Below are 25626 nucleotides of genomic sequence, written 5' to 3'. Positions count from 1 at the left end.
TTTCTCCGTCGTTCTCATGCATATTTCGTGTGCCCTTCTTCTTCCATGGAGTCCACCTGCTTTGGCGGCCGGCTTCCATGCAGGAGGCCGAATACTGAAGGCACAAAGATCAGCGTGGCTAGGGTCGCGCACAGCAGTCCGCCAATTACAGCGCGGCCAAGCGGAGCATTCTGCTCGCCTCCATCGCCCAGGCCAAGCGCCATCGGGATCATGCCGATAATCATGGCCAGGGCCGTCATCAGAACAGGGCGGAAGCGTGTTGCGCCCGCTTCAATGGCGGCGCGTACGGCATCACCATGGAACTGCAATCTTTCCTTTGCAAACGAGACGACAAGAATACTGTTTGCAGTGGCCACTCCCATGCACATAATCGCTCCCATCAGGGCAGGGACGCTGAGCGTAGTATGCGTGAAGAACAACATGAGCACGATTCCGGCTAAAGCAGCAGGCAGCGCCGTAATGATAACGAATGGATCAAGCCACGACTGGAAGTTCACGACGATCAGCATGTAGACCAGCACAATGGCGAAGAGAAGGCCAGTAAGTAGTCCGGTGTAAGAAGTGCGCATGGTTTGCACCTGTCCGCGAACAGAAATGAAGGTGCCACGCGGCAGATTTTTCTTATTGGCGTCGACAATGCGCTCTACCTGGCGACTTACTGCTCCCAGGTCGCGGTCCTGCACTGAGCCATAAATGTCGACGACGCGGCGGATGTTGTAGTGCGAAACAACAGCCATCTCCCGTGATCTTCCGATGGAAGCCACATCGCCCAGAATCTCCGGCTGCTGCTTGCTGGCCGCGGTGATGGGAATATTCTGCAAATCCTGCAAGGACTGTACATGGTACTGCGGCGTTTGCGCGACCAGGTTATAGTTCACCCCATTTTTCCAGTTGAGGAAGAACATGGGCGTGATCTGGAAGCTGCCGCTCAACGTGTTCAGCACGCTCGATGCAACATCGCGCTCGGTATATCCACCCTGCTGCGCCTTGGTGCGGTCGACGTCGACATTGAGCGTCGGATAATCAAACGGCTGCTGGATGCGAAGGTCAGTAAGGCCCGGAACCTGGTGTAACTGTGTCAGCAGCTTATCCGCAATGTCATGACTCGCTTCTACGTTGTTACCCTCGATCTGAACGTCAATCGGCGCAGGCAGGCCGAAATTCAGAATCTGCGTAACGATGTCCGCCGGAAGAAAGTAGAACGTAGTCCCCGGGAACGCGCCTGGCAATTGCTGCCGCAGCTTGCGAATGTAGTCCGCCGTGGGGTGATGGTCTTCTTTCAGAGCGACCATGACATCGGCGTCGCTCGCGCCAATCACGCCCGAAGTCGAGTGCATGGTATTCATCGGACTGTAAGGCAGGCCAATATTATCGAGTACACTGTCCAGCTCATTTGCCGGAATCACCTTACGGATGTTGTCTTCCACCAGGTCGCAGAGACGTGCTGTCTCCTCGATGCGCAGCCCGGTTTTGCCGCGTACGTGGAGAATGAACTCTCCGCTGTCAGTGTTGGGGAAGAAGTCCTGTCCCAGCCATGGCAGCAGAAGAAAGGCACACAAGCATATTCCAAAAAATGAAGGAACAAAGAGCTTGCGACTCAGCACCAGCCGTGTGAGCAGCGCACGATAGCTGGCGCGCAGCTTCTCGAACCCCTGCTCAAATCCACGCTGGAAACGCGCAAAGATGTTGCGCGACGCATGGCCTTCTTCGTCATGTTCTTTAAGAAGATACATCGCCAGCGTCGGCACCAGCGTTCTTGAAAGAACATAGGATGCAAGCATGGCAAAGACCACGGCTTCAGCCAGAGGTACAAAGAGATACCGCGCCACGCCGCCCAGCAGAAACATCGGCAGGAAAACGATGCAGATGCACAGCGTGGAGACCAGCGCCGGAACTGCGATCTGCGCAGCGCCATCCAGAATCGATTGCTCGAGAGGAAGTCCTTGCTCAAGGTAGCGCTCGATGTTTTCGATGGTCACAGTCGCGTCGTCCACCAGAATGCCTACAGCGAGCGCAAGACCGCCGAGCGTCATGATATTGATGGTCTGCCCCAGAAAACTAAGGACGATGATCGACGTAAGAATCGACAGCGGAATCGAGACAGCGATGATCAGCGTACTGCGCCAGCTGCCCAGAAACAGCAGGATCATTAATCCAGTCAGCGCAGCCGCAATCACCGCCTCGCGGATCACGCCGCTGACCGCGCTGCGAACAAAGATCGATTGGTCGGCAAGCGGCGTCATGTGCAGCTCAGGCGGCACAATCGTCGCAATGCGCGGCAGCATGGCGCGGATGCCTTTCACAACGTCGAGCGTCGAAGCATTTCCCGCCTTGAGCACACTGATAAGCACGCCGCGCCGTCCATCCTGACGGACAACGTTGGTCTGCACCGCAAATCCATCGCTCACCGTGGAAATATCCCGCAGATAGATGATTGTGTTCCCCACTTGCTTGATCGGAACATTGTTCAGTTCAGGGACGGTGTGCGGGGCCGTATTGAGGCGCACATCGTATTCGTTTTCTCCAATCTTCGCTGTTCCAGAAGGTAACGTCAGATTCTGCGCGCTTACTGCATTCAGCACGTCAATCGGCGAAACACCTCTCGCCTGCATCAGGCCCTGATCCATATTGATCATTACCTGGCGCTGCTTGCCGCCATATGGAAGCGGCACCACTGCGCCCGGAACCGTCACCATCTGCGTGCGGACGAAGTTCAGTCCAAGATCGTTGAGCTGCTGCTCGGAAAGGTTTTGTCCGGAAAGGCCAATCTGAAGAATCGGAACGCTCGATGCACTGAAGTTGATGATCTCGGGAGGCAGCGTGCCCGGCGGAAGCTGACGAAGCAGATATTGCGATGCTGCCGTGACCTGCGCATTAGCCGTATCGAGGCTGGCATTGGGTTGAAGAAAAACCTTTACGACGACTGTGCCGTTATATGTTGTGGATTCGATGTGCTCGATATTATCCACGAGCGTGGTGAGCGCTTTTTCATATGGCGACGTAAGCCGGCCTTCCAGTTCCTCCGGATTCAACCCGGTATAGGTCCACGCAACCGAGACCACCGGAATATCGATATTAGGAAAGATGTCTGTAGGAGTGCGGAGAATGATCACCGGGCTCAGAATGAGAATGAGCAGCGCGAGAATAATAAATGTATAAGGCCGCGTCAGCGCCACCCTGACAATCCACATGTGGTTGTTTGTCTCCGTGAGGGGAAATTACTGGTTTGTGCATGCGTTAAACACGCAGCAACATACATATATATTGAGCGGCTCGGAATCAATAGGTCGCACAGTTTGTTCCGAATGGGATGATCGGAAATAGCGATAATATAAATTATGGAACTGCGTCACCTTCGCTACTTTTGTGCCGTGGCCGATTGGCATGGCTTCAATCGCGCAGCTCGTGCTCTGCACGTCTCACAATCAGCTATCAGCGAACAGGTCCTAGATCTCGAACACGAAATCGGCGTGTCTCTACTCAATCGCATGCAGCGACAGATAAGCCTCACTCCAGCCGGGGAAATCTTTCTCGCGGAAGCGCGTAAAGTGCTCGCTGCTGCCGATCGGGCGGTAGATCTCGCCCAACAGTCTGCCCGGGGAGAAGCGGGTACACTCACCGTTGGTTTTCTTGTATGGGCTGCGGGAAAATTTTTCCCGCCTATCATTCGCGACTTTCGCCGCCTTTATCCCGGCGCACGTCTCTCGCTCATGGAAATGTCTCCGATACAACAGTCTGAAGCACTACTGAATGGTTCCCTTGACGTTGGCTTTACCCGCCCTCTGCAGTCGCCTTATGACCGCATGTTGCGCTCGGAAACTCTCTATTTCGATCCGCTCATTGCGGTGCTTGCGGTAGATCATCCGCTGGCCAACCGTCCGCTGCGCCTGCAGGCCTTGGCTGACGAGCCGTTTATCATGTGCGATCGCAGCCTTTCCTCCACGCTCTTCGATAAGATCACTGCGCTATGTGCGCAGGCAGGTTTCTCTCCCAGGATTATCCAGACGTCCAACGTCCTCTCCAGTGTGCTCACACTGGTACAGGCAGGCGAGGGCGTCACTCTCATTCCGGCGAGCCTGCAGCATTACCGGTTCAATGATCTTTCCTATTGCCCGCTGATCGAACCCACAGGATCAGTTGAGTTGGTCATGGCCTGGTCTCCGGAACGAGAAGGCGGCATCCAGAAAGCGTTCCTGGATTTCATGCGCGCAAAGAAAGAACTGATTCAGAGTTCGGTCAGGATCGATAAAATAGCGGAGATTCAGACCTGACAAGCTCGCGCCGACTTCAGTATTGCGTTCACTCTGAGCCCCTGGCACGGATTGCCAACGGCTGTCGATCTTGAGATACTTTTTGAAGTTGATCTTGATCGCCATGCTTGCTATCCAACAGTGGTTTTCCAACAGTGTGAAGGTCGGCAAGCCGTAGTATGTCTAACAACATTTGGATAATAAGGCGGATATCAACGTAAGCTATTCGTATAGAAGCGGGAGTAGTTCAGTGGTAGAACGTCAGCTTCCCAAGCTGAATGTCGCCGGTTCGATCCCGGTCTCCCGCTCCAATCAAGTCAAAGCTTGCAACTGAATCTATGCTTCATGCATGGATAGCTGCACAAAAAGCACAGCTTGCTTTCGCAACTCCTGCGCGCCTTGCGCAAATCTCTGGAAGACGCATCCGCTGACCTTCTCTTTCATCACCAGAAGAGTGACGAAGCGATGACACCGCCGTGACAATCGCGTCCCATGCCTGTTCCTATACTCGCCTCATTGAGACCGGAAACAGAAAAGCATGACACCTTTGAACATTGTCGCAGGACGCAGACACAGTAAATGCAAATTCATCTCGCTGGTCATGGTTGTGAGTCTGTGTCTCTGGGCACATGCTCAAACAACAGAAGATGAGAATCATGCGGGCCACGTTCCTATCATTTCCGGTGGGATGGGTTATATCCACAACGTGAACGGAGGCATCCCCACACTCGAACCCCAAATCAATCCTGTTCTTCTCGTACCTTTCGGCTCGCACTTTCTTCTCGAGTCCCGCACAGATTTCACAGGATTCTTTCAAAGGCAGAACCAGACCAGCGGGCCATTTACCGGCAAAGTTTTCAAGACTGTCGAATTCGCACAGGTCGATTGGCTGGCCGACTCTCACCTGGTAGTTACGGCCGGAAGGTATCTGTTACCCTTCGGGCTGTATAACGAACGTCTGGAGCCTATCTGGATCCGAAACCTCCAGGACTCACCCATCAATGCAACTATCGGTACACGCACAACCGGATCCGGCAATGGAGTAATGTTCCGGGGAGTTGCCGTACAGCAACCGGAATATACGCTGCAGTACACGGCATACGTTTCCACTCGCAGCAGCATTAATGAATTAGGCTCTGCGCGCGTTGCTGGCGGTGATGTAAGTGTCTTTCTGACACAGCCGCATCTTGAGATCGGCACATCGTATCAGCGCTTTCTGCAGCAGCGTGAGATCAATAGCATTGCCGCCTATGTTTCCTGGCAGCCTCCACAAACTTCACTCGATTTAAAAGCTGAATATGACTACAGCCACAATGGCAATGGATATTGGATTGAGTCAGCTTACCTTCTACAGCAACTTCCTATCCCCTCCGTACTCAAGCGAATTCAGCTGGTAGGCCGTATGCAACAGTTCTTTCCTTTGAATGGTGGAGGTAATTCGTTGCCCCAGATAAATACCCAGCGGTTTGACTTCGGATTGAACTATCAACTGCGCGACGATCTACGTTTCATATCGAGCTACGGAAGAACCTTCAGCTCGCAGACAGATGCAAATGTCTGGAATGCAGGATTCACTTATCGTTTTGCGCTGCCGCTCTGGCCGGGAAAAAGCAGATGAAACCTCTACTTACATCTATTGTTCTGGCAGCAGTTCTACTGTGCGGAGGAATTGTCGCAGCTGGCCTTGATCAGCAGCAGCCGCCCGCGAAGAACGCCCGTGCCAGCCACTCGCCTGAAACAGGAGAACAGGTCTTTCAGCGGAACTGCGGTCGTTGCCACACGCCGCCTATGACAATCTCACAACGAAGCACGGGAACAGTCATCATGCACATGCGCGTCCGTGCGAGGCTGTCCAGCCATGATGAGCAGCTCTTGCTTAAGTACATGGCGCCTTAATTTACTAATTACATAACAGGGAGAATTCTTAATGAAGAAGATAGTCGCTATATCTGCGTTTTTCGTCGCTCTGGCGGCTCCTCTGACCGCTTCATATGCACATGGAGAGGACCGTACAATCGAAATTCATGCGCGTCGTTATTCATTCGAGCCGGCTGAGATTTCGGTAACAAACGGAGAAACCGTAAAGCTGAAGCTTATTTCCGATGATGTTCCACACAGCCTGCTGATCAAAGACCTGGGCATCGACCAACTGGCATCGAAAAATCATCCGGCAGAATTCTCATTCACTCCCAGCCATGCGGGCGATTTTAAGGGGCAGTGTGGGCGCTTTTGCGGAATTGGTCACGGCTCAATGCACTTTGTTGTTCACGTGAAAGAGCACTAAGCAAAAACTGTACCCCCAGTCTCTGGAGAGCCGCTTTTCATGCGCCCTTACCCCATTGGAAACGGGACACTTGCTCCTCGCATTCCACGCGAAGTTGCGGCGCTCATGGTTGCTCTCCAGCTCAAGGGTAGAAGTACCGATGCACTAGATGATCTGACCGATCGTGAATGGCAGTCCCTGTTACAGTTTTGCGAACCAGCGCAGCTGACTCTGCAACTGGCACAGATAAACAATCGTGCTTTTCCTTCTCTGGTAACAGCCCGGCTTGCGAAAAATGTTGCTGATAACTTCTCCAGGTTTGAACACGTAAAGACAACGTATCGTGAAGTCGCGAATACTTTAAAAATTGCAGGTGTGGAACACCTTGTTCTCAAAGGTTTCACCCAGTCGCCACATTATGTTGCGAATCCCCGATTTCGTGCACAGGGTGACATCGATTTATATTGCCCACCTAAAATGCTGGAACATGCCCAGCAAGCGCTCCAGTCAATCGGATATCAACCAGAGCTTGTCACGGACTACAGCCGGGCAGATCACGTTCCGACCCTGATGCGTCAAGGTAACTGGAAATGGAGAGGGAATGTATTCGATCCCGATATGCCGCTCTCCATCGAACTCCACTACTGCCTGTGGAATGACCGTACCTCTCATATTTCGGTGAAGGGACTTGACTCCTTCTGGCAGCGACGTATTACCAGGACAATCGAAGATCTTACCTTCCCCGATCTTGATTCTGTAGATCATCTTGGATATTTCACGCTCCACATCTTGCGCAATCTTCTCCAGGGCGATTGGGTCGTTAATCACGTGTATGAACTGGCCGTGTTTCTTCACAATCATGCCACTGACCATAAGTTCTGGAATCTCTGGCGGCAAAACCACAGCAGCACTCTTCGCGCCTTGGAAGCCATCGTGTTCGCTCATGCGCGCGCATGGTTCAGTTGCGATCTTTACGAGGACCTAGACGCTGAGATCACGCGGCTATCTCCCGCAGTACGACAATGGCTCCATCTTTTTATTGGTGCATCGCTTGAAGGAATGTTTCGGCAAAACAAGGACTGGATATGGCTGCACGCGGCGCTGCTCCATTCTCATCAGGATAAGCGCCGGCTTGTATGGCACGTACTGGTACCGAAAAAAATCGTCGGCATGAATCACAATGCAACCATGTACCGCAACAAAAAGCCCGCAAGGATTTCCGGCCTGCATCCTCTGCCGCGTTATGTGTTCTATCTTTTTTCGCGTTTGTCTGCGCAGGCACGTATCATTCCCGAAACTATCCTTCATGGCTTTCGGTGGTGGGTATCGCAACGCGAACTTGGTTCGTAGTTATAAGATTCATATTCGTTTGCCTACGGCATGCTGGGACCATATACAGGGGACGCCTCCGGCTTGTAGTCCTCGCCAAATTTGTTCTTGTGCGGCGCAATCGTATCTGCCTTTGTAAGTGCAAAAACTCCTAGACTGCTTTCAGATGAATCGATCTGCACGTTATGGCTAAGGCGGTCCAGCTGCTGTGTATCCACCCCTTCTCCCCAGATGTGCACTCTATATGTCCCGGCAGGAATGTTATGCAGCATAATGCTGCCATTATCGGAAGAAACACCCACGTAAGGAGTGGTGAGAGCAATCACAACTGCGCTCATTTCGGGATGAATGTTACAGAAGATGTAAGATATGCCTTCCCTGTTAAAATGTACGGTCCTGGTGCTCCCTGCCTCGTACAAACCTAGATCAAAGCGCTTTCCATTAAATTGCGAAAACACGTTATGGAAAAAAGTATCCATATTAGGAAAATCTACTGCGCTGCCTACCGGCACAATCAGAAGATGAGGATTGAATTTCTTGTCCTTCTGCACCAGGCGAAAGTGCCCAGGCGTGATCTTTGCTGGTGTATCGGCAATCGGGTCCAGCCAGAGCACCACACCTGACGATTGGCTCTGCGCCGCAGCATGCTGTTTTCCAGGATGCTTCAGTTCTATTTGAGCAGTCACATCCACAGACTGAGCTCGGATTTGTCCCACCAGAAGCAATACAGCTGATACGAAGACCAGCAGGAATAGTCGAAATTGAGATAAGGAACGCATCATCTAGAAGAGATACCCCGCGGCAAGACCCAGGCTGTGGTTTGTATTGACTTGTCCAGCGATCGGCCAGCTGTAAATATTTCGGTATTCACCAGAGAGAAGCAGATAAGTCTTGGGGTGGAAAATGATATTTCCGAAGAACGTGCGATTTCTAGTTAACGAAGCATAATCCGTCTCTCCTGGAGTAAGGGAGGAATAATGCAGGTCACCAGCAAATGCATTATCCTCCCCGATAGCAAAATTCGACTCGATTGAATGCGAGAATCTGATCTTGAGTTGTCCCCAGCCGCCTTCTGCATTCACACCACGCAGCTGATTGTTTTCCGAATCGATGATGTAGTCCTTGAATGCGCCACCGCCAAGCCCGCCAATACCGCGCCCACGGTAGAACTCGCCCGATAACTCAAGAAAATGTGTAAAAGGAATTCGCCAGTCAACTGTTCCTGTCCAGGCATCAAGATGGCGGCCATAGTCATAAGATTGTCGGCTGTAATGCCCGCCTGCGCCTATTTCAATAACATGATCTCCAAGCGGGAGTGAGTATCCCAGTCTTGCTTCATAACCAGGCTGGCGGCTTCGTTCGGATGGGCTTGCCAGACGCAGGCCGTTATTTTGAGGCGGGCCCGGCGCTGGAACATCCATCAATCCCAGTTCCAGGCTTAATTTTTTATTAGGGATCAGCTCACTATCTTTAAATTGAAGCTGCGGTGCCCATGTCCACAAATTGCCCGACCACGCAAGGGCAGGCTCTCCTATAGAAACAAATGAGGTTGGTTGCAGCGGCGAGATCAGCGGCCTGTCAAATGCAGCTGTTAGCGACCTGTGCGACCAATTGAGATTTGCATGCGCGGTGCGGAGGCGCACTGTTCCCGCACTCGTGGTGTAATCCGCGTAAGGGATTCCCCCAAAGAAATCGACGTTGATATCAGCTGAAGTTCGGGCTCCCCAAAGAGAGGGCCCGGATGCTTCGAGCCCCAAGATTGTCTGACGTGCGGTCGCTCCGAGACTTCCCTGCCCTGTGCCGCCGGTAGCTGTGATGGGCAAATCAATGCTATCGACACCGCCGCTGTTCATAAATGATGTAAACAGGAGCATGCCGGAGAGACGAACAGGATACTTTGACAGACTCTCAATCTTTGTCTGATCGTGCTGCTTCACTTCCGCCTGCAATACTTCGCTTTGTTCCTGAAGCTGCTGCACGCTGGCTTGCAGATCAGAGGCAGCTTGTGTGGCATCGGCGCCGCCATTCTTTTGTGCCAGCTGCTCTTTCAGGCCTCGAATCTCGCCCCTCAACTCTTCCATCTCATGTTGAGACTCATCCAGCTGCTGTCGCATGCCGTCAAGTGCAGACATGAGACGGTTCACTCGCGCTTCAAGCTGCTGCGGTTCGCTCAGAGCAGCGCTGTTTTGCTGCGCTCCGGCAATACCGGCAGAGAGAAAAGCTGCAAGTATCGGCATAGCAGTTAAGATCTTTCCGCATCGTGCTCGTTTCATGGGGGTATCCTTAAATGGACACGCCGGGTGGAGCTATCTTTTCTTATTCGTGCGCAACAAATGTTCCGGCGTTCTCCTCATATTCTGCCCGTTCTTTTAAAGCCGTCTTCGCCAGGCTCAATGAAAAAACAGTTTTTCCAGGTCTTGATTCTTCGAGTGCAACACTGCCACCGTGTTCACTTGCGATCTTGCTTGCAAGAGTCAGACCCAGGCCAACACCGCTCATTTTTCCTTCGCTTACAAAAGGCTGGAATAGCGTGACCCGAATGGAATCAGGCACTCCAGGACCATTGTCTGTAATAGAGATCTTTATTTTTTCTGCTGTTTCAGCAAGAGAGATATGGACTTTCGCCGGTCCGATACCGGACTTTGCCGCCTGGCTTCCGTTAAGCAGCAGATTGTAGATTGCGCGCTCAATCTTCAGCGTGTCTACCCAGGCTTCGATCTGAAGCATCGGATCAAGAGAGAAGGTTACATTCGCAGCATCGGGATGTGTCCGCACCAGTGCAAGGGCGTGTTCCACAATATAAGGAATAGATTCATAAGTGGGCCGGAGGGACTGGCCGGTCTGGCTGAAGAGAAGCAACGAATCAAGCAGCTCCGTCATGCCCTGCACTCCAAGCCGGACTTCTGCCAATAATCCGGAGCGCTCCTCCGGGCGAGTTGAATCATATCCAAGGAATTCGGCATTCGCGTACACGGCTGAGAGATAGTGCCGCAAATCATGTGAGATGGAGCTGGCCATTCTTCCGATCGTCGCCAGCCGCTCTGCAGCAAGCAATTCCTGCTGCGTCGCTTTCAGACGCTTGCTCATACGCTCAAATGCAGCTCCGAGTTCCTGGATTTCTTTCGCGCCGGCAATTTGAAAATGGTAATCGAAGTTGCCCGCGCCGAGAGCGCGCGCTCCCGCTACCAGAGCCTCCAATGGGCGAGTGATGGTTGCTGATATGTAGACCGCCAGAGCCCCACTGACTGCCAGAATAAGAACACCGAGAGCGAGCATCAGATGATTCAGATGAGTCAGATAGCGGCTGGCCTGGTCATACGATTTGAGAACAACAAGATGAACTGGCAGGTCGCCATGCGATGAAAGGTTTATGCCTGCATACACATAGTGCTCATGACCTAACCAGATATCATTTCCATTGCCGGAGTTATGCAGCAATGCATCCTTGAGATTGATATTCTTTCCCAGGCTATTGAGATTCTGCGTAGCAGCCACGATTTCGCTATCGCTGGAAAAAATGACTTCGGCCGCCGCCGTCTGGCCTACTTCCTGAGCCATCAGGCTGTTAATTTCGTATCCGGTAGCGACATAACCTAGCAGAGAGCCGCTCTGCGACGAACCAAAATACAGAGGCTGAGATGCGATTTCATAGAGCCGTCCTCTAACCCTGACATAATGCGGGCTTGGCGAAACGAAAGCGGCTCCAGTTGGAATCAGCGCATCAGGGACACCATTCCACGACGAACCATTCTCAAAGAGCGCGGTCAGGTTTCCATTGCCATCGACTATCGCAAAAAGATCATTGCCGCTCAGGTGATAAAACTCAGCAGATGCATCACGTATCGTGCGGCCATCATTTGATGTCATCAGCGATTTGAGTGGAGGCAGGTCAGCAAGCAGAGCTACTTCGCGGGAAAGCATCTGCCGCCGTTGCTCCTGGATATTCTGGAAGGTCAGGATAGAACGCTGTAAATCCGATGCAATCTCGCTGTGAATCTGCTTGGCCAGAATGCTATGTACCACCAGGAGGCTCAGTGCTGCTACCCCGAAGGAAACGGACATCAGGCAAAGAAGCAGTGTCGTTCGCATGCGCATTGCCACTAGCCCTTCACCCCATTTCCTCTTATGTTTGCGGAGACTGCACAAACTTGTAACCCACCCCATGTACCGTGCAGAAATGTACCGGGTTTGTGGGATCGGCCTCTAGTTTTTGCCTGAGCTTCAACATCTGGTTATCCACTGTCCTGGTTGAAGGATAAAAATTATAGCCCCACACCTCGTTGAGAAGCTCTTCGCGACTCAGCACCCGTTCCGGATTATCTAAAAAGAACCGGAGAAGCTTGAACTCGTGCGCAGTCAAAATAACGCGCTTGCCCTGTTTCGTGATCTGCATGCGGAGGAAATCAACCTGCACGTCACCAAAAGACAGCGATGGATTCGGCTGTGTACGCTTTGAGCGCCGCATTGCAGCTTGTACGCGCGCTAACAATTCCCTTGGGCTGAAGGGTTTGGTCACATAATCGTCCGCTCCCAACTCTAGCAGCAACACCTTATCTGCAACCTCTGAAATGGCGCTGAGGACCACAACCGGGATATCTGGCGAAGTCTGCTTCATCGCCCTGCATACCTCGCGGCCAGACATGTTGGGCAGAATCAGATCCAGAACCACTGCATCAGGGGAGGCCGTGCGAAAGATGTCTAACCCCTGGCGGCCATCAGTGGAAGTCTTGATTTCGTAACCTTCGGCGGTAAACAAATGCTGCAAAGCCTTTTGTATACGAGCATCATCTTCAATAATCAGAATCGTACTCATTCTTGGCAAACCATTCGTTCGAAACTTCCCTTTAATTTTCCACCAATCCGTGACATAAAGAGAGGGATTGCAGGAGAAATGACAGAGCGGTGACAAAAACGTGACAGAATTTACATTGTTTAGTCTGATGGAACTATCAAGCTTTATCGAACCGCTTCACAAAGTCACTTAGGCAGCGTCACAGTGCCCGAGACGGTAAACTTACCTGTTTCAACAGCCGCATCATTGCCTGGCTGTGAACCTCCAACTGAAACAGAATAGTCCCCGGGAAGAATGACGCGGCTTCCATTCGCATCCACCTGGCCAAGCGAGCGAGGATCCAACTTGAACGTCACTTCAGTGGATTGTCCGGCATTGAGGTGCACGCGGTTGAAACCCGCCAGGATATGGACTGTAGTCTCATACGACTTCGGCTGAGTGAGATATAGTTCGGCCACCTCATCTCCAGGTACAGAACTTGTATTTTTTACTGTGGCCTCGATTGTTACCGGGGCACCGGCCTTAACATTCCCTGATGGCATCTTGAGATTGCTGTAGGCAAAAGTCGAATAACTGAGCCCAAACCCAAAACCATAAAGTGGTTTGCCGGTAAAGTACCGGTACGTGCGCTCTTTCATCGAATAATCCTGAAATGGCGGCAACTGGCTGAGCGAGGAATAGAAGGTGAGCGGCAGCCGCCCGGCAGGATTATTGTCTCCGGCAAGTGTCTCAGCAATTGCAGTTCCGCCTTCTTCTCCTGGATACCATGCCTCAAGAATGGCGTTGGCATGCTGCTGCGCCCAGTTCACCGCCAGCGCACTCCCGTTCTGAAGAACAACAATCAGAGGCTTCCCCGTATCGGCAAGCGCCTTCAGCAATTCTTCCTGCACCGCCGGCAGGTCGATGGCCGTGCGGTCGCCTCCGCTGAAGCCCGGCAGCTTGACAGGCATCTCTTCTCCTTCGAGTGAAGGCGAAAGGCCGGCAAAGACAATGACCACATCAGAATTCTTCGCCGCCGCAATGGCCTCCTCGCGAAGAGCAGTTGCAGGAGCCTGCCACGTCAGGTCAATGCCGGCGCTGCCGGTGCCGTGCAGATACTCCAGGCGAATCGGATGCGGCTTAGTATCGCTGAAATGAACAGCAGTATCGATAACAGCTCCACGTTCTCCCGTTCCCCTTTCGTTGCCGATAACCAGCTTGTCGTCGAGATAGAGCCTGAAGCCCTCAAAATTCTCACACGCATAGCAATAGTTCACTCGTGCCCCAAGCTTGTAATCGCCCGGAGCCGGCGGCGTGAAAGTACCTGTCCAGCGCACGGAGTAGTTGTCGCGCTTAAGACCTTCAACCGGCACAACCTTGTCCCAGTTGAAGTTGATGCTGCGGTCAACGCGCGTCAGCACAGGCTGGCCGCTCAGATCTTTCGAGTCAAAATACTCGCCGGTGAGCCCATTGCCCGAGCCGCTCGCCGGATGAAGCGCCGTATGCTCAATCGGCATATCCATGCCTTCCACCAGGCTCGATCCCTGCGCGTAGAGCACCTTCGCGGAGGAGAACTGTTTCTCAATTCCGTTGAGAGGATACACAGGCGACGGCGGCGGCCCGTTGTAATTGCCCTGCAACGATTGCACCAGTTCCGCTGTAGGACCGATGACCGCAATCTGGCGCAGGCTGCCGGCCTTCAACGGAAGCGTATGGTTTTCATTTTTCAAAAGCACCATCGCCTCGCGCGCAGCTTTCAGTGAAAGCTGACGGTGCTCAGCCGAGTTGTTCTCGGTCATTGAAATGCGACCGTAAACATAGCTCGAAGGCGGATCAAACATGCCGAGGCGAAATCGCGCGTTAAAGAGCCGGTGCAGTGCCGTATCAAGCTCTGCCTCCGTAATCAGGTTCTGGTGCACCGCATCCACCAGCGCCGGATACGCCTGCCCTTTGCCGAATCCACATTCAATGTCCGTTCCGGTTTTAACGGCAATTGCGGCAGCATGTGCCATATCCGGAGCAAAGTGGTGTCCGGTATTCACATCAGCGACTGCGGCGCAATCGCTCACCACGTAGCCATCAAAATGCCACGCATCTCGCAAATGCTCACGCAGAAGCATCGCGTTCGCGCATGCCGGAGCGCCATCAATCGCGTTATACGCACACATCACCGATTGAGCATGTGCTTCCGTTACAGTTGCACGGAAAGCTGGCAGATACGTGTCCTCAAGGTCATGTGGCGATACATCAACATTGAATTGATGTCTGATAGGCTCAGGGCCACTGTGCACAGCGTAATGCTTTGGCGTGGAGATCACCCTGAAATACTTCGGATCATCTCCCTGCATGCCGCTGACAAAGGCAACACCCATCCGGCTCGTAAGAAAAGGATCTTCACCGTAAGTTTCCTGCCCGCGCCCCCAGCGTGGGTCGCGAAAGATGTTGATGTTCGGCGCCCAGAACGTGAGACCGAAAAACATCTCATGGTGATCCTGGCGCATGGCCTCGTTATACTTCGCGCGCGCTTCAGTGGAGATGGTCTGCCCCATGCGATGCACCAGGCCCGTATCCCAGGTCGCCGCCATGCCGATCACCTGCGGAAAGTTCGTCGCATAGCCGGCAAAAGCCACACCATGTAGTCCTTCGTTCCACCAGTCGTATTTTGGAACACCCAGCCTCGGAATAGCCGGAGCATGATCGCGCATTTGCGAAACCTTTTCCTCTAGCGTCATCCGGCCGATGAGATCATTCACGCGCTGGTCGATGGGAATCGATGGGTTCATAAAAGGAAGGCTCTTGGGATCAGGTTGCTGCTGCGCATGCCCGCACGGCGAAAGCAGCGTGAGTACAGCGAAGAAACCTGGGAAGATGCGCGCGCGGAAGTTCGGCATGCGAAGGTCGTCTCCTGTAAATGAGTTGGTAAACATCCTGTTTTTGAGCGAGGCCATTATAGGAGCAGGATCACATTCCTGACAGCAGCAATTGATTGGTAATATTTTCAAATGAGTAAACATTTACATAATTTGAAAGAGAAGAAAATCCCGGACTCCAGAGAAAGATTGCTTTTAAAGAAAATGCTTTTACCATTTCAGTCAATCAATTTATTCAAATCGATGCATCTAAACACCAATTTCTGGATCCGGCCCCTGTTGGGGATAAAGTCATTCATTAAATTAGAAAACGTTATCTTATCGAGTAATACCACTCGGAACGGTTGACAATTCTTGTACGTGACCACTAGCATAGCTTCTGATTTCAACAGTTCTGATCTGTCAAAGGGCTACGCGTTTGTTCGCCTGCAATAGTAACGAACGCGTATGTCCTCCGCTTCGCAACGTAACGTGCTGTGCCGCTTCACTGATGCCAACCAGCCGGAGAGCCTTCCCGCTCTTGTCTGTAACCAGGCGAGCCGCTCCGCCCTCAATGCGCGCTAAAGAAACTCCACGGAAGCGCAGCTCTGCTCCGCGTGAATCGTAGCGTATCTCCACATCTGCTCCTGCATCCGTACGCACACGGAAACTTGCATTCTGGCTTACAGTGTGGCCGGGACGCACATTCCAGTGCAACTCATCCCGCTCTTCCCTCACACCGGCAAGCCGCCAGGTAAAGTCCATCATCACCAGAGCCGCAGGAGAGTAATTCGGCAAATCACCTTCCGTAAAGATGCCGCTTACAGGGTCGATCTGCTGCCGGAAACTCATATCGCGCAGAATCGCTGTGCACCATCGATCCATCAGCGTGCTGAACTCAGCAGAACGCCCATAATGATCGAACCAGCGCCCTGCCCGCAGCGCTGTCAATGCCTGCGAAGCCCCTCCCCACGAATTGCGCGGAATGGGCCGGACAAAAGAAGGGTCATCCAGCGCGATGGAAGGCAGAGGAAACGGCGCCCAGAATACCTTCGGATTGTGAATCTGCCGTACCCACACATCATCAAACAGTTTCTGGTCGAGCACATGCTCCCCGCACATGCGCGCAATGACACACGAGCGAACCTTCACGAACTGATTCTTCGCATCGAGATCATAAAACGCAGCATCCTCCGGCACATAAAGCTTTTCAAGAATCAGCTTGCGAAGATGCTCCGCGCTTTCCACCCAACGCGCAGCGTCCGATGTTTTGCCAAGAGCCTTAGTCATCTCAGCCAAAGCAACCCGCGCGCCATAAACAGTGGCTGAAAGATCAGGACTGAGCCGGGGAAGCGTCGCAATAGCCGCATGGTTCTTCGCATCCTTGCCCGGACACTGCGGAGGAATGCCCTCCCACCGCGGACTGTTGTCCATGCCCGTGTCATAAGTACAGAAGCCCTCGATCAGCCCTGTTCCTCGCGTATTGCGATAGCGCATCAACCAAGCATCCCAGCGCGAGCAGGCTGCATAAGCTGTCTCCAGCAGTTCCTGATCGCCTGTCGCATGAGCCAGCTCCCACGCCGTCGCCGCAATCGGCACAACCATCTGAATCTGCCCGAAGCCAGCCTCAGTGCGCTTGTTGTTTGCCGGAAGCTGTCCGTCAGGCCGCTGGAGAGCGAAGAAGACCATGTGGCTGTTCCGCGCCACATCAGCACGAAACTTTCTGTAGACCAGCGCCTCCAGCGGCCCGCATTCCTGCCAGATGCCCGCGTATTCCGATCCCTCAATCAGCACAGGCTTATCGAAGCGCGGCAGCACCTGCACATTGTTTCCCAGTATCTCAAGCGCCTTGTCATAAGCTGCCTGCCACTGCGCATTCTGCGTTGAAAAAACGGGAGCAGAAAACGTCTCTGAAATGGCATCTGCTTTGTCCACCATAGCCACCAAAGCCGAAGCCAGACTCCGTCCTAGAAAAGTTCGCCTGTTCATGTCTATTGAAGCCAGCCTTCATATGGATAAAGCAAAAGGAAGAAGATCATCGCGAGCGCCATCACATCCATATACAGCAGCAGCAGCACGCCTCCGTGATAAAAGCTCCATCGCAGGCGAAGACATCGCGATGTGTCGTATGTTCCATAGAGCGCGAGCACTGCAGGAAGAATCATCTTGAGCGAAGGGCGTGGATTGGGAAAGCCCGACAGCAGAAACGACAGAAGCAGGCTGCCGAGGACTAGAATGGTTCCGCGCAATAAGGACCGTGCTCGAAGATTGAAGACCGCCGGAGGCATCCAGGAAACAACCGTTATGACTACTGTATCGAATTCAGGAAAACAGCAGGATATCGAAAAACGCGAACGCATCGTCAAACGCGTGGCGCGTGAGCTGCGCGATGGCTTCTACGTAAACCTCGGCATCGGCATGCCGACGTTGGTCGCGAACCACGTTCCTCCCGGCATCGAAGTCGTTCTGCAATCGGAAAACGGAATGCTCGGCGTTGGCCCCTACCCGCTCGAAAACGAAGTCGATCCCGATCTCATCAACGCCGGCAAGGAGACTGTCTCCGAGCTCCCCGGCACATCCTATTTCTCAAGCGCCGACTCCTTCGCCATGATCCGCGGAGGCCACATCGATCTCAGCATCCTCGGCGCCATGGAGGTCGACGAACAAGGCAACCTCGCCAACTGGATGATCCCCGGAAAGATGGTAAAAGGCATGGGCGGCGCTATGGACCTAGTTGCCAGCGCGCGTCGCGTCATCGTTGCCATGGAGCACACCACAAAAGACGGCCGCCCGAAGATCCTCAAGCGCTGCACGCTCCCCATTACAGGATTGAAAGTAGTCCATACCATCGCCACAGAAATGGCCTGGATCAGCGTGACTCCAGAGGGTTTGGTGCTCGAAGAAGTCGCGCCAGGACTAAGCGCAGGCGACGTGCAGAATGCCACAGAAGCAAATTTAATCGTCAGCCCGACGCTGAAAGAGATGGCTTGTTAGCACGAAATTGTCATTCTGAGCGGCGTCTTCGCGTAGCGAAGACGCCGTCGAAGAACCTGCAGTTTTTGCAGGATGATGCAAGGAAGCGCGCGCGCGCGCAAACCATCAACTTGTTACCCTGTTCTTCATGCCTCGACTGAAATCCGGAAGCCTCGGAGCGCTGGTCATCGCGCTCCTCACCGCTGCAGCATCATTCTGGCTGATACAGGGTTCTGAAGAAATCTACTGCGACCGTTTGCCTTCCATAGCTATCCTGGCCATGCTATCGGCGTTCGCCATTGCATTATGCTTCCGCCTGGTAGGGCGCGCTGTTACAGGCATACAGAAATGGCAGATCATCGCCGCGCTTGTAATCGCAGCAGGAACACTCTTCGCTGATGCGCGCTTCGTCATCAAATACCGCGGAATCTGCAGCCAGTTGCAGCAGCATATTCAGCAGATGAAGTGATCGACTAGGTCTTGCGCACCGTCCGGCGCTCAATGCGCTTCTCGCACTTCTCACAACTCAGAATGCGCTTCACATAAATCCCCGGAGTGACAATATGATCCGGATCAAGCTCGCCCGGCTCAACTAGCTCCTCAACTTCGGCAATCGTGACCCTCGCAGCCGCAGCCATCATGGGATTGAAGTTCCTCGCCGTCTTGCGGTAAATAAGATTCCCGGCGGTATCGCCCTTCCAGGCATGAATCAATGCAAAATCCGCGCGCAGCCAGCGCTCTAGCAGGTAATGCCGGCCATCGAACTCACGCGTCTCCTTCCCTTCTCCAACCAGGGTTCCCACGCCGGCCGGCGTATAAAATGCCGGAATCCCCGCGCCGCCCGCGCGGATTCTCTCCGCCAGCGTCCCCTGCGGAATGAGCCTCAGATCCAGTTTGCCTTTAATGACCTTTTCCTCGAGCAGCTTGTTCTCGCCCACATAGCTGCCGGTATGCGACGCAATCATGCCCGCCTCAAGCATCAGCCCCATGCCGAATCCATCGATGCCCATGTTGTTGCTGATGGTATGCAGGCCCTTTACGCCGCGCCGCACAAGCGCTGTAATCAGGTTCTCAGGAATCCCGCACAACCCAAACCCTCCGAGCATCACCGTCGCGCCTTCGGGAATGTCCTTTACCGCCTCATCTGCGCTGGCAACTACCTTCTTCAATGGGTCTCCTCACTTAAAAGCACTGAGCAGAATACGCGAGCCGCGCCTCTCCTGCATAACGGCGGCCCGATGGATAAACATAGCCATTCCTGCAAACAGGGCTTCTGCGATAGCATGACAACGAGTTGGCGAATTCAGGAGGATTCCATGTTAAAAGGTTTCCGGGATTTTATTCTTCGCGGTAATGTAGTTGACCTGGCTGTAGCGGTGGTAGTCGGCGCGGCATTCACAGCAATTGTGAACTCGCTGGTAAAGAACCTTATCAACCCGCTGATTGCGGCACTGGTAAAGAAACCGGATTTCTCTTACCTGGTGCTCGATATCAACGGAGGAAAGATTCAGTACGGAACGTTCCTGAATGACATCATCTCATTCATACTGATCTCAGCTTCGGTTTATTTCTTCTTTGTCCTGCCCATCAACAAGCTGATGGCCCGCTTTTTCCCGGCCAAAGCCGAACCCCCGGCAACAAGGCCCTGCCCGGAATGCCTTAGCGATATTCCACTCTCAGCAAAGCGCTGCGCACACTGCGCACAACCTGTTGCGTAGGAAACTAAGTTCTATCTAGACGTTTTTCTTGGAAGTGGCAGCGATCGCAACCGGGTGCGTTGCATATCAACTGTGATCAACGCACCTGTCTCCAATTCCGATTGCATTTGCCGCAAGGCGAGGATGACACGCTCTCCAATCTCACTCGGGCGAAGATCACTTGCCTGTATCTGAATCACGCTTGGTTGTTGCCATGCGTCGCCGCAAGAATTGCGCTGAAATCCAGATCATGAGTAGGAACTAGAAAATCATTCGCCGCAGCGTATGACATGATCTCTGAATCTTTTGCAGTAACAGGACCAGTTACCGACCAGTGAACAGCTTCAACCCGGCATCAACGAGCATCGGGGTGCTGAGTAATGCGTTCGAATCCTTCCATGACTTGAGCTCCCGTTCACAACATTTTAGGTTAAGAGAGTGAACCAGCCTCTTCCCCGCATAGTGTAAGCTTTCTATTCATATCCGCATTTTCCAGAACCTTTCCAATCCAAGGAGCACCCTTTTGACGCATCGCGCCCTTGTCAGTTGCCTTTTCTTCTCCGCATTTGCCGCTTCTCTTCCTGCACAAACCACAAGCACTCCACAGGCGCTGTTTGGTTATCGCAACTTCTCTGCGCAGGCAAAGATCGACCAAAAATTCCTTGCCATACCCGACGCCAAACTCGCCGGAGAAGAGTTGAAAGCCCTCACCGCTGCGCCGCACATTGCCGGCTCAAAAGAAGACCACGACACCGCCGTCTATGTTGCCGAAGAATTCAAGGCCGCCGGGCTTGATACAGCCATCGTGCCCTACAAGGTCTGGCTCAACATGCCTAAAGAAATCAGCATCACCGCTACCACCTCAGGCGGAAAAGTGTTGATGACCGGTCCCACACCGGAGCATGTCGTGAACGGCGACCCTTTTCAGGATGATCCCCGCGTCACCCCCGCATTCAATGGCTCATCCCCCTCAGGAGACGTGACCGCTGAGGTCGTTTACGCCAACTACGGCCGCCCTGAAGACTTCAAGAAGCTCGACGACCTCGGTATCAGCGTCAAAGGCAAAATCGTCCTTGTCCGCTACGGGCAGAACTTCCGCGGCGTGAAAGTCTACATCGCGCAGCAGCGCGGAGCAGCAGGTGTCCTCATCTACTCCGACCCGGCCGACGACGGCTACTACCACGGCGACATGTATCCTAAAGGCCCATATCGCCCGGAAACCGCAGTGCAGCGCGGCGCCGTGCAATATCTCTTCAAGTATCCCGGTGACGCCAGCACGCCCGGCATCGCCGCCATGCCTGATTTGCCTGATGCAAAACGGTTGAATCCTGAGACCGCAGCCAGCATGCCGCAGATTCCCTCGAACCCGCTCTCCTATCACGACGCGGCTCCGATCCTCGAAGCACTTTCTGGCCCTAACGTACCTCGCGATTGGCAAGGAGCTCTGCCCTTCGCCTACCACATCGGTCCTGGCGGCGTGAAAGTGCACATGGTCCTTAAGCAGGATTACGCCTACCGCACCATCTGGGACGTCATCGGAAAGATAAAAGGAACCGAATGGCCTGATGAATGGGTTGTCGCCGGAAACCATCGCGATGCCTGGGTCTATGGCGCCGTCGATCCCAATAGTGGAACCGCGGCCATGCTTGAAACCGTCCATGGTATCGGCGCACTCCTCAAATCTGGATGGAAACCGAAGCGCACCATCGTCTTCGGCAGCTGGGATGCGGAGGAAGAAGGCCTGATCGGCTCAACTGAATGGGCAGAGGACAACGCTGCAGCCCTCAGCCATGCCGTTGCCTACTTCAATACAGATGTAGGTGTCTCCGGTCCCAACTTCGATGCCTCCGCTGTTCCCTCACTCAAGCAGTTCATCCGCGAAGTCACGAAAGAAGTCCAAAGTCCGAGAGGCGGAACCGTCTACGAGCAGTGGAAGAGAAGCGTGGAAGAAGAATCGCGCAGACATTCAGCCAATGAACATTCTCCGCACGGCACAGCTGCCCAGAGCGATGTAGAAATCGGCGACCTCGGCAGCGGTTCTGACTACACGCCGTTCATTCAGCATCTCGGAGTGCCCTCGACCGACGTCGGTTCCGCCGGTCCTTATGGCGTCTACCATTCTGTTTTCGACAACTACAACTGGTTCATTAAAAATGCCGATCCTGATTTTGTCTTTGAACAGCAGCAGGCACGTGTCTTTGGCCTCGAAGCTCTGCACATGGCCGACACAGACATTCTGCCCTACGACTACGTAACCTACGGCAAAGAGATCACCGATTATCTGAACACGGCAAAGAAAAAAGCCGGTGAAGCCAGGATTTCGGGATTGGACTTCGCGCCAGCTCTCGCAGCTGCGCAGCGATTCACCACCGCTGCAGAATCTGTCCACCGAAAGCAGGAAAATCTGCGGTCGAATCTCACACAATTCAACGCGCAGCTGCGCAAAGTGGAAAGTGATCTGCTCTCATCTGATGGCCTGCCGAATCGCCCTTGGTTCAAACACACGGTCTATGCGCCCGGTGAATATACGGGCTATGCCGCCGTCGTCATCCCCGGGGTAAACGAGGCCATCGATGCAAAGGACAGCAGCCGCGGAGCAGCGCAGCTCACCGTCCTGACCGAGGCCATTAACCGCGCCACAACAACATTGGAAACAGCCGCAAAATAACCAGCGGTGCACGCCGATTAAAAATGTAGCGATGATCGTGACTCAGGCAGGTCAGAAAGAAAGGAGCGGGAGTAGCCTCCCGCTTCTTTTGATTGGGGTTCATTTGGTGAAGCTGCCGAAGGCTATTCCTGCGTTGAATGGAAGTACTTCACAACCGTGCGCAGGAAGGGCTTCGAATCCTCAGGAGGCAGCACATTGCCCTTGAGAATTTCCTCAAAGGTATGCGGCGCTCCGTAGAAGGTCGTCGTGTCCTCGGTGTTCTGGCTCACGCTCGTTCCATCAAGATCGATGCCTGCAAACAATCCCTTGCTGCGCGAATACGTCAGCAGCTCCGCGCCCATCTTCCAGTCCGTAGAAGCCTGAGCATTGCGGCCGACCGGACCGGCAGACGCAGCAGCATCGCCACCGATCTTGAATTTATTCTTCAGAAGATCCTGCATACCCTTCTGGTTCACAGCTACGAGTATCAGGTCTGTTCCCTGTCCGCCAATCTGAAAGCCGAATGATCCACCGGCCATCCGAATAAACACCGGACCGCTCCATCCGCGTCCCGTACGGCACGTCACTACACCCTGTCCATACTGCCCGCCCACAATGAATGCGCCCTTCTTCAGGCTGGGCACAACTGCAATACAAGTGGCCTGCTTCACAATGCCGTCCGGAATGCTTTTATCCGGCGTCTGCATAACTTGGTCGATGATGGTTCTTGAATTCTCCAGCCGTTCATCGAGTGTCGCCTTATCACTCGCGGCAAGAGCGGGGATGGAAACGCCTGCAAGACATAGCAAAGTCAAAAATTTCTTCATATCGATTTTCGATCTCCCTTTTCATTGGCGTGTCTGTTCCTCGGAATGACAGCCACATCTAAACATCTCATTTTTCTCGTTTTTGCGGGAATACAGGCCGCTTCCACATACTCGGATGCGAAGTGCTCTCGATAGGTTGAAGAGGGAGTGTCAGGAAGAACACAGAAATACAACGGAAGGAAACGATACCAAAAAAGGGGGGCTGTATCTTGACAGCCCCGTTCCCCAGATCTGCGTTGTTGCTGATTACGTTTGTAAGCCATGGAAGTTTCCTGCACAAGATAACGGAGGTAGTATGTACCTCCGTGCAATTTGAATGAGAAGGAAAGAAAGGAGAGCTTAAGAATCCTGGCCGGTAGTACCCAGGGAATGCTTGGCGGCATGGATCGAGAGAGCGATCCGGTTACCCACGCCAACCTTCTTCATCATCCGCCCAATATAAGACTTTACTGTGCGAACTTCAATTCCCAGTGCCTGGGCAATTTCCCGGTTTGACCGCGCCGATACCAGCAGCTGCAGCACTTCCAGCTCACGATTGGTAAACTGAGGCGCTGAACGTGCAGAGAGAGGTCCGCTCGCAAGAATGCGGTCGACCAGCATCGATAAGGTATGCCGCGGGGCCCAGATCGAGCCGCTGGCCACCAGTTCCACCGCCTGCATCACTTCCTCAGGAGTAGCCGTGTCTGCCAAGTAGCCTTTGGCGCCGGCAGAGATCGCCGCAATGATGCTCTCATCATCGCGATCCGGGCTCATAACAATTACGCGGAGTGCCGGGCGCTCGGTCCAAAGCTGGGTTACCGACGTTAAAACTTCTTCATGGTCTACCAGGCTGACTATGGCAATATCCACATTCTCGACGCGGAGTAAGCCCTCGAAACCCTGGTCCACCAGCTCGATTCCGCGGACATCTTCGAGTACGCTGCACAGTCCGGCGTGGCGTATTGGCTCAACGGCAAACAGCCCGACCCGCAGATTCTTTCCGTATTGGCGCTGATCTTCCATCAAAGCTTAGGTAATACAATGCCCTGCTGCTTCTGGTACTTCCCTTTACGGTCAGCGTAGCTTATCTCGCAAACTTCGTCCGACTGGAAAAAGAGAATCTGGCAAAGTCCTTCATTCGCATAGACGCGAGCTGGTAGCGGCGTCGTATTCGATATCTCCAGGGTCACGTACCCCTCCCACTCTGGCTCAAACGGGGTTACGTTTACGATGATTCCACACCGTGCATAGGTTGACTTGCCTACGCAAATTGTTAAAACATCCCGCGGAATCTTGAAATATTCAACCGAGCGCGCCAGCGCAAACGAATTCGGCGGAACAATCACCGAATCAGCCTGCACGGTCACAAAGGACCGCTCATCAAAGTTCTTAGGATCTATAATAGCGCTATTTACGTTTGTAAATATTTTAAATTCATCAGAAACTCGCAAATCGTAGCCGTACGAAGACAATCCAAAGGAAACTACGCCTTCTTTCACCTGTTTTTCGCTGAAAGGATGGATCATTCCGTGCTTCGTGGCCATTTCGCGGATCCAGCGGTCACTCTTAATCGACATTGAACTCCTTGCCTATACCGTTAGAAAAAATCAGAATAATTACCCCGAAATCTGCATCTTAAGGGACATCCGGCGCATTGACAAATAGTGGAAAAGCTTTCTACTATCCAAGTTAGTTTCAGCGTGCAGGTAAAACTTTGAAAACAGAGGGTGAAGGCATTGATTAAACAAGATATTATTCACCATGTGATTGAGCGCACCGGCCTGCCCCGCAACAAGGCCGAGGCCGCCGTAGACAAAGTTTTTGAAAGCCTGAAGAAGGCCCTTGCCGCCGGCGACCGCATTGAACTCCGCGGCTTCGGCGTCTTCAACGTGCGTCCACGCAAGACCGGGATAGGCCGCAATCCCCGCACGGGAGCCGAGGTCAACATCACTCCCGGCAAAGCAGTCCGTTTCAAGCCCGGCAAAGAACTCCACCTGATCGACTGACAACTTATTGCTGTCATCCTGAGCGCAGCGAAGTC

General features: G+C 53.3%; 22 protein-coding genes, 1 tRNA gene and 1 pseudogene. 11 read left to right on the top strand and 13 right to left on the bottom strand.

Going from position 1 to position 25626, the window contains the following annotated elements; translation table 11 throughout:
- Positions 1 to 14: 14 nt before the first annotated feature.
- A complete protein-coding gene (locus tag AC5S16_RS01475; RefSeq protein WP_493928225.1) occupies positions 15 to 3191 on the bottom strand; it encodes an efflux RND transporter permease subunit in 3177 nt (1058 codons plus the stop codon).
- A 147-nt stretch (positions 3192 to 3338) separates the two neighbouring features.
- On the opposite strand from AC5S16_RS01475, the gene AC5S16_RS01470 reads away from it, so the two are divergent.
- From AC5S16_RS01470 to AC5S16_RS01445, 6 genes are all read left to right on the top strand, one after another.
- Complete coding sequence (locus tag AC5S16_RS01470; RefSeq protein WP_493928224.1) at positions 3339 to 4271, top strand: LysR substrate-binding domain-containing protein; 933 nt, start codon at positions 3339 to 3341, stop codon at positions 4269 to 4271.
- 215 nt (positions 4272 to 4486) lie between these two features.
- Positions 4487 to 4561 (top strand) — tRNA-Gly (locus AC5S16_RS01465).
- 227 nt (positions 4562 to 4788) lie between these two features.
- Positions 4789 to 5868 (top strand): hypothetical protein, encoded by a 1080-nt coding sequence (locus AC5S16_RS01460; protein ID WP_493928223.1) that lies wholly within the window; start codon positions 4789 to 4791, stop codon positions 5866 to 5868.
- Entirely contained in the window at positions 5865 to 6146 is a 282-nt protein-coding gene (locus tag AC5S16_RS01455) for a hypothetical protein (RefSeq protein ID WP_493928222.1), read from the top strand. Before AC5S16_RS01460 ends, AC5S16_RS01455 begins: the two co-directional genes overlap by 4 nt.
- A gap of 31 nt (positions 6147 to 6177) precedes the next feature.
- On the top strand, positions 6178 to 6534 hold the full coding sequence (locus tag AC5S16_RS01450) for a cupredoxin domain-containing protein (RefSeq protein WP_493928221.1): 357 nt from the start codon (positions 6178 to 6180) through the stop codon (positions 6532 to 6534).
- Between the two features lie 39 nt (positions 6535 to 6573).
- On the top strand, positions 6574 to 7863 hold the full coding sequence (locus tag AC5S16_RS01445; protein ID WP_493928220.1) for a nucleotidyltransferase family protein: 1290 nt from the start codon (positions 6574 to 6576) through the stop codon (positions 7861 to 7863).
- A gap of 23 nt (positions 7864 to 7886) precedes the next feature.
- Here the strand turns inward: AC5S16_RS01445 and AC5S16_RS01440 are convergent, their stop codons facing one another.
- The 7 genes from AC5S16_RS01440 to AC5S16_RS01410 form a co-directional block, all read right to left on the bottom strand.
- Positions 7887 to 8558 carry a cupredoxin domain-containing protein gene (locus AC5S16_RS01440; RefSeq protein ID WP_493928219.1) on the bottom strand — a complete coding sequence of 224 codons (672 nt, stop codon included), beginning with the start codon at positions 8556 to 8558 and terminating at the stop codon, positions 7887 to 7889.
- A gap of 66 nt (positions 8559 to 8624) precedes the next feature.
- A complete protein-coding gene (locus tag AC5S16_RS01435) occupies positions 8625 to 10079 on the bottom strand; it encodes a hypothetical protein (RefSeq protein WP_493928218.1) in 1455 nt (484 codons plus the stop codon).
- A gap of 79 nt (positions 10080 to 10158) precedes the next feature.
- Positions 10159 to 11931 (bottom strand): sensor histidine kinase, encoded by a 1773-nt coding sequence (locus tag AC5S16_RS01430; RefSeq protein WP_493928217.1) that lies wholly within the window; start codon positions 11929 to 11931, stop codon positions 10159 to 10161.
- Positions 11932 to 11965: 34 nt separating this feature from the next.
- Positions 11966 to 12655: a response regulator transcription factor gene (locus AC5S16_RS01425; protein ID WP_493928216.1), complete on the bottom strand. Its 690-nt coding sequence runs from the start codon at positions 12653 to 12655 to the stop codon at positions 11966 to 11968.
- Between the two features lie 164 nt (positions 12656 to 12819).
- Positions 12820 to 15504: a glycoside hydrolase family 3 protein gene (locus AC5S16_RS01420; protein ID WP_493928215.1), complete on the bottom strand. Its 2685-nt coding sequence runs from the start codon at positions 15502 to 15504 to the stop codon at positions 12820 to 12822.
- Positions 15505 to 15885: 381 nt separating this feature from the next.
- The gene (locus AC5S16_RS01415; RefSeq protein WP_493928214.1) at positions 15886 to 17400 is read right to left on the bottom strand and encodes an MGH1-like glycoside hydrolase domain-containing protein; all 1515 of its coding nucleotides are present in this window, start codon (positions 17398 to 17400) and stop codon (positions 15886 to 15888) included.
- A 53-nt stretch (positions 17401 to 17453) separates the two neighbouring features.
- Positions 17454 to 17711, bottom strand: coding sequence for a permease (locus AC5S16_RS01410; protein ID WP_493928213.1), 258 nt, complete (start codon positions 17709 to 17711; stop codon positions 17454 to 17456).
- A gap of 55 nt (positions 17712 to 17766) precedes the next feature.
- Between AC5S16_RS01410 and AC5S16_RS01405 the strand changes: the two genes are divergently transcribed.
- Positions 17767 to 18456, top strand: a complete 690-nt coding sequence (locus tag AC5S16_RS01405; RefSeq protein WP_493928212.1) for a CoA transferase subunit B — start codon at positions 17767 to 17769, stop codon at positions 18454 to 18456.
- A gap of 127 nt (positions 18457 to 18583) precedes the next feature.
- A complete protein-coding gene (locus AC5S16_RS01400) occupies positions 18584 to 18904 on the top strand; it encodes a hypothetical protein (protein WP_493928211.1) in 321 nt (106 codons plus the stop codon).
- Between the two features lie 4 nt (positions 18905 to 18908).
- On the opposite strand, the gene AC5S16_RS01395 is transcribed toward AC5S16_RS01400, so the two are convergent.
- Entirely contained in the window at positions 18909 to 19604 is a 696-nt protein-coding gene (locus tag AC5S16_RS01395) for a CoA transferase subunit A (protein ID WP_493928210.1), read from the bottom strand.
- 147 nt (positions 19605 to 19751) lie between these two features.
- On the opposite strand from AC5S16_RS01395, the gene mscL reads away from it, so the two are divergent.
- Positions 19752 to 20153: a large conductance mechanosensitive channel protein MscL gene (mscL, locus tag AC5S16_RS01390; RefSeq protein ID WP_493928209.1), complete on the top strand. Its 402-nt coding sequence runs from the start codon at positions 19752 to 19754 to the stop codon at positions 20151 to 20153.
- 175 nt (positions 20154 to 20328) lie between these two features.
- Here the strand turns inward: mscL and AC5S16_RS01385 are convergent.
- A pseudogene (locus tag AC5S16_RS01385) lies at positions 20329 to 20466 on the bottom strand (DUF5615 family PIN-like protein); the annotation flags it as partial.
- Between the two features lie 189 nt (positions 20467 to 20655).
- On the opposite strand from AC5S16_RS01385, the gene AC5S16_RS01380 reads away from it, so the two are divergent.
- Positions 20656 to 22800 (top strand): M28 family metallopeptidase, encoded by a 2145-nt coding sequence (locus tag AC5S16_RS01380; RefSeq protein WP_493928208.1) that lies wholly within the window; start codon positions 20656 to 20658, stop codon positions 22798 to 22800.
- 122 nt (positions 22801 to 22922) lie between these two features.
- Here AC5S16_RS01380 and AC5S16_RS01375 read toward each other — a convergent pair whose 3' ends face one another.
- From AC5S16_RS01375 to dcd, 3 genes are all read right to left on the bottom strand, one after another.
- Positions 22923 to 23606, bottom strand: coding sequence for a lipid-binding SYLF domain-containing protein (locus AC5S16_RS01375; RefSeq protein ID WP_493928207.1), 684 nt, complete (start codon positions 23604 to 23606; stop codon positions 22923 to 22925).
- Between the two features lie 339 nt (positions 23607 to 23945).
- The gene (locus AC5S16_RS01370; RefSeq protein ID WP_493928206.1) at positions 23946 to 24608 is read right to left on the bottom strand and encodes a LuxR C-terminal-related transcriptional regulator; all 663 of its coding nucleotides are present in this window, start codon (positions 24606 to 24608) and stop codon (positions 23946 to 23948) included.
- Positions 24608 to 25162, bottom strand: a complete 555-nt coding sequence (dcd, locus tag AC5S16_RS01365) for a dCTP deaminase (RefSeq protein WP_493928205.1) — start codon at positions 25160 to 25162, stop codon at positions 24608 to 24610. Before dcd ends, AC5S16_RS01370 begins: the two co-directional genes overlap by 1 nt.
- 159 nt (positions 25163 to 25321) lie before the next feature.
- On the opposite strand from dcd, the gene AC5S16_RS01360 reads away from it, so the two are divergent.
- Positions 25322 to 25591, top strand: coding sequence for an HU family DNA-binding protein (locus AC5S16_RS01360; protein ID WP_493928204.1), 270 nt, complete (start codon positions 25322 to 25324; stop codon positions 25589 to 25591).
- Positions 25592 to 25626 lie beyond the last annotated feature (35 nt).

The sequence above is a fragment of the Acidobacterium sp. FHG110202_01 genome, assembly GCF_059115305.1.
This window is presented reverse-complemented; position numbering and strand designations above follow the sequence as displayed.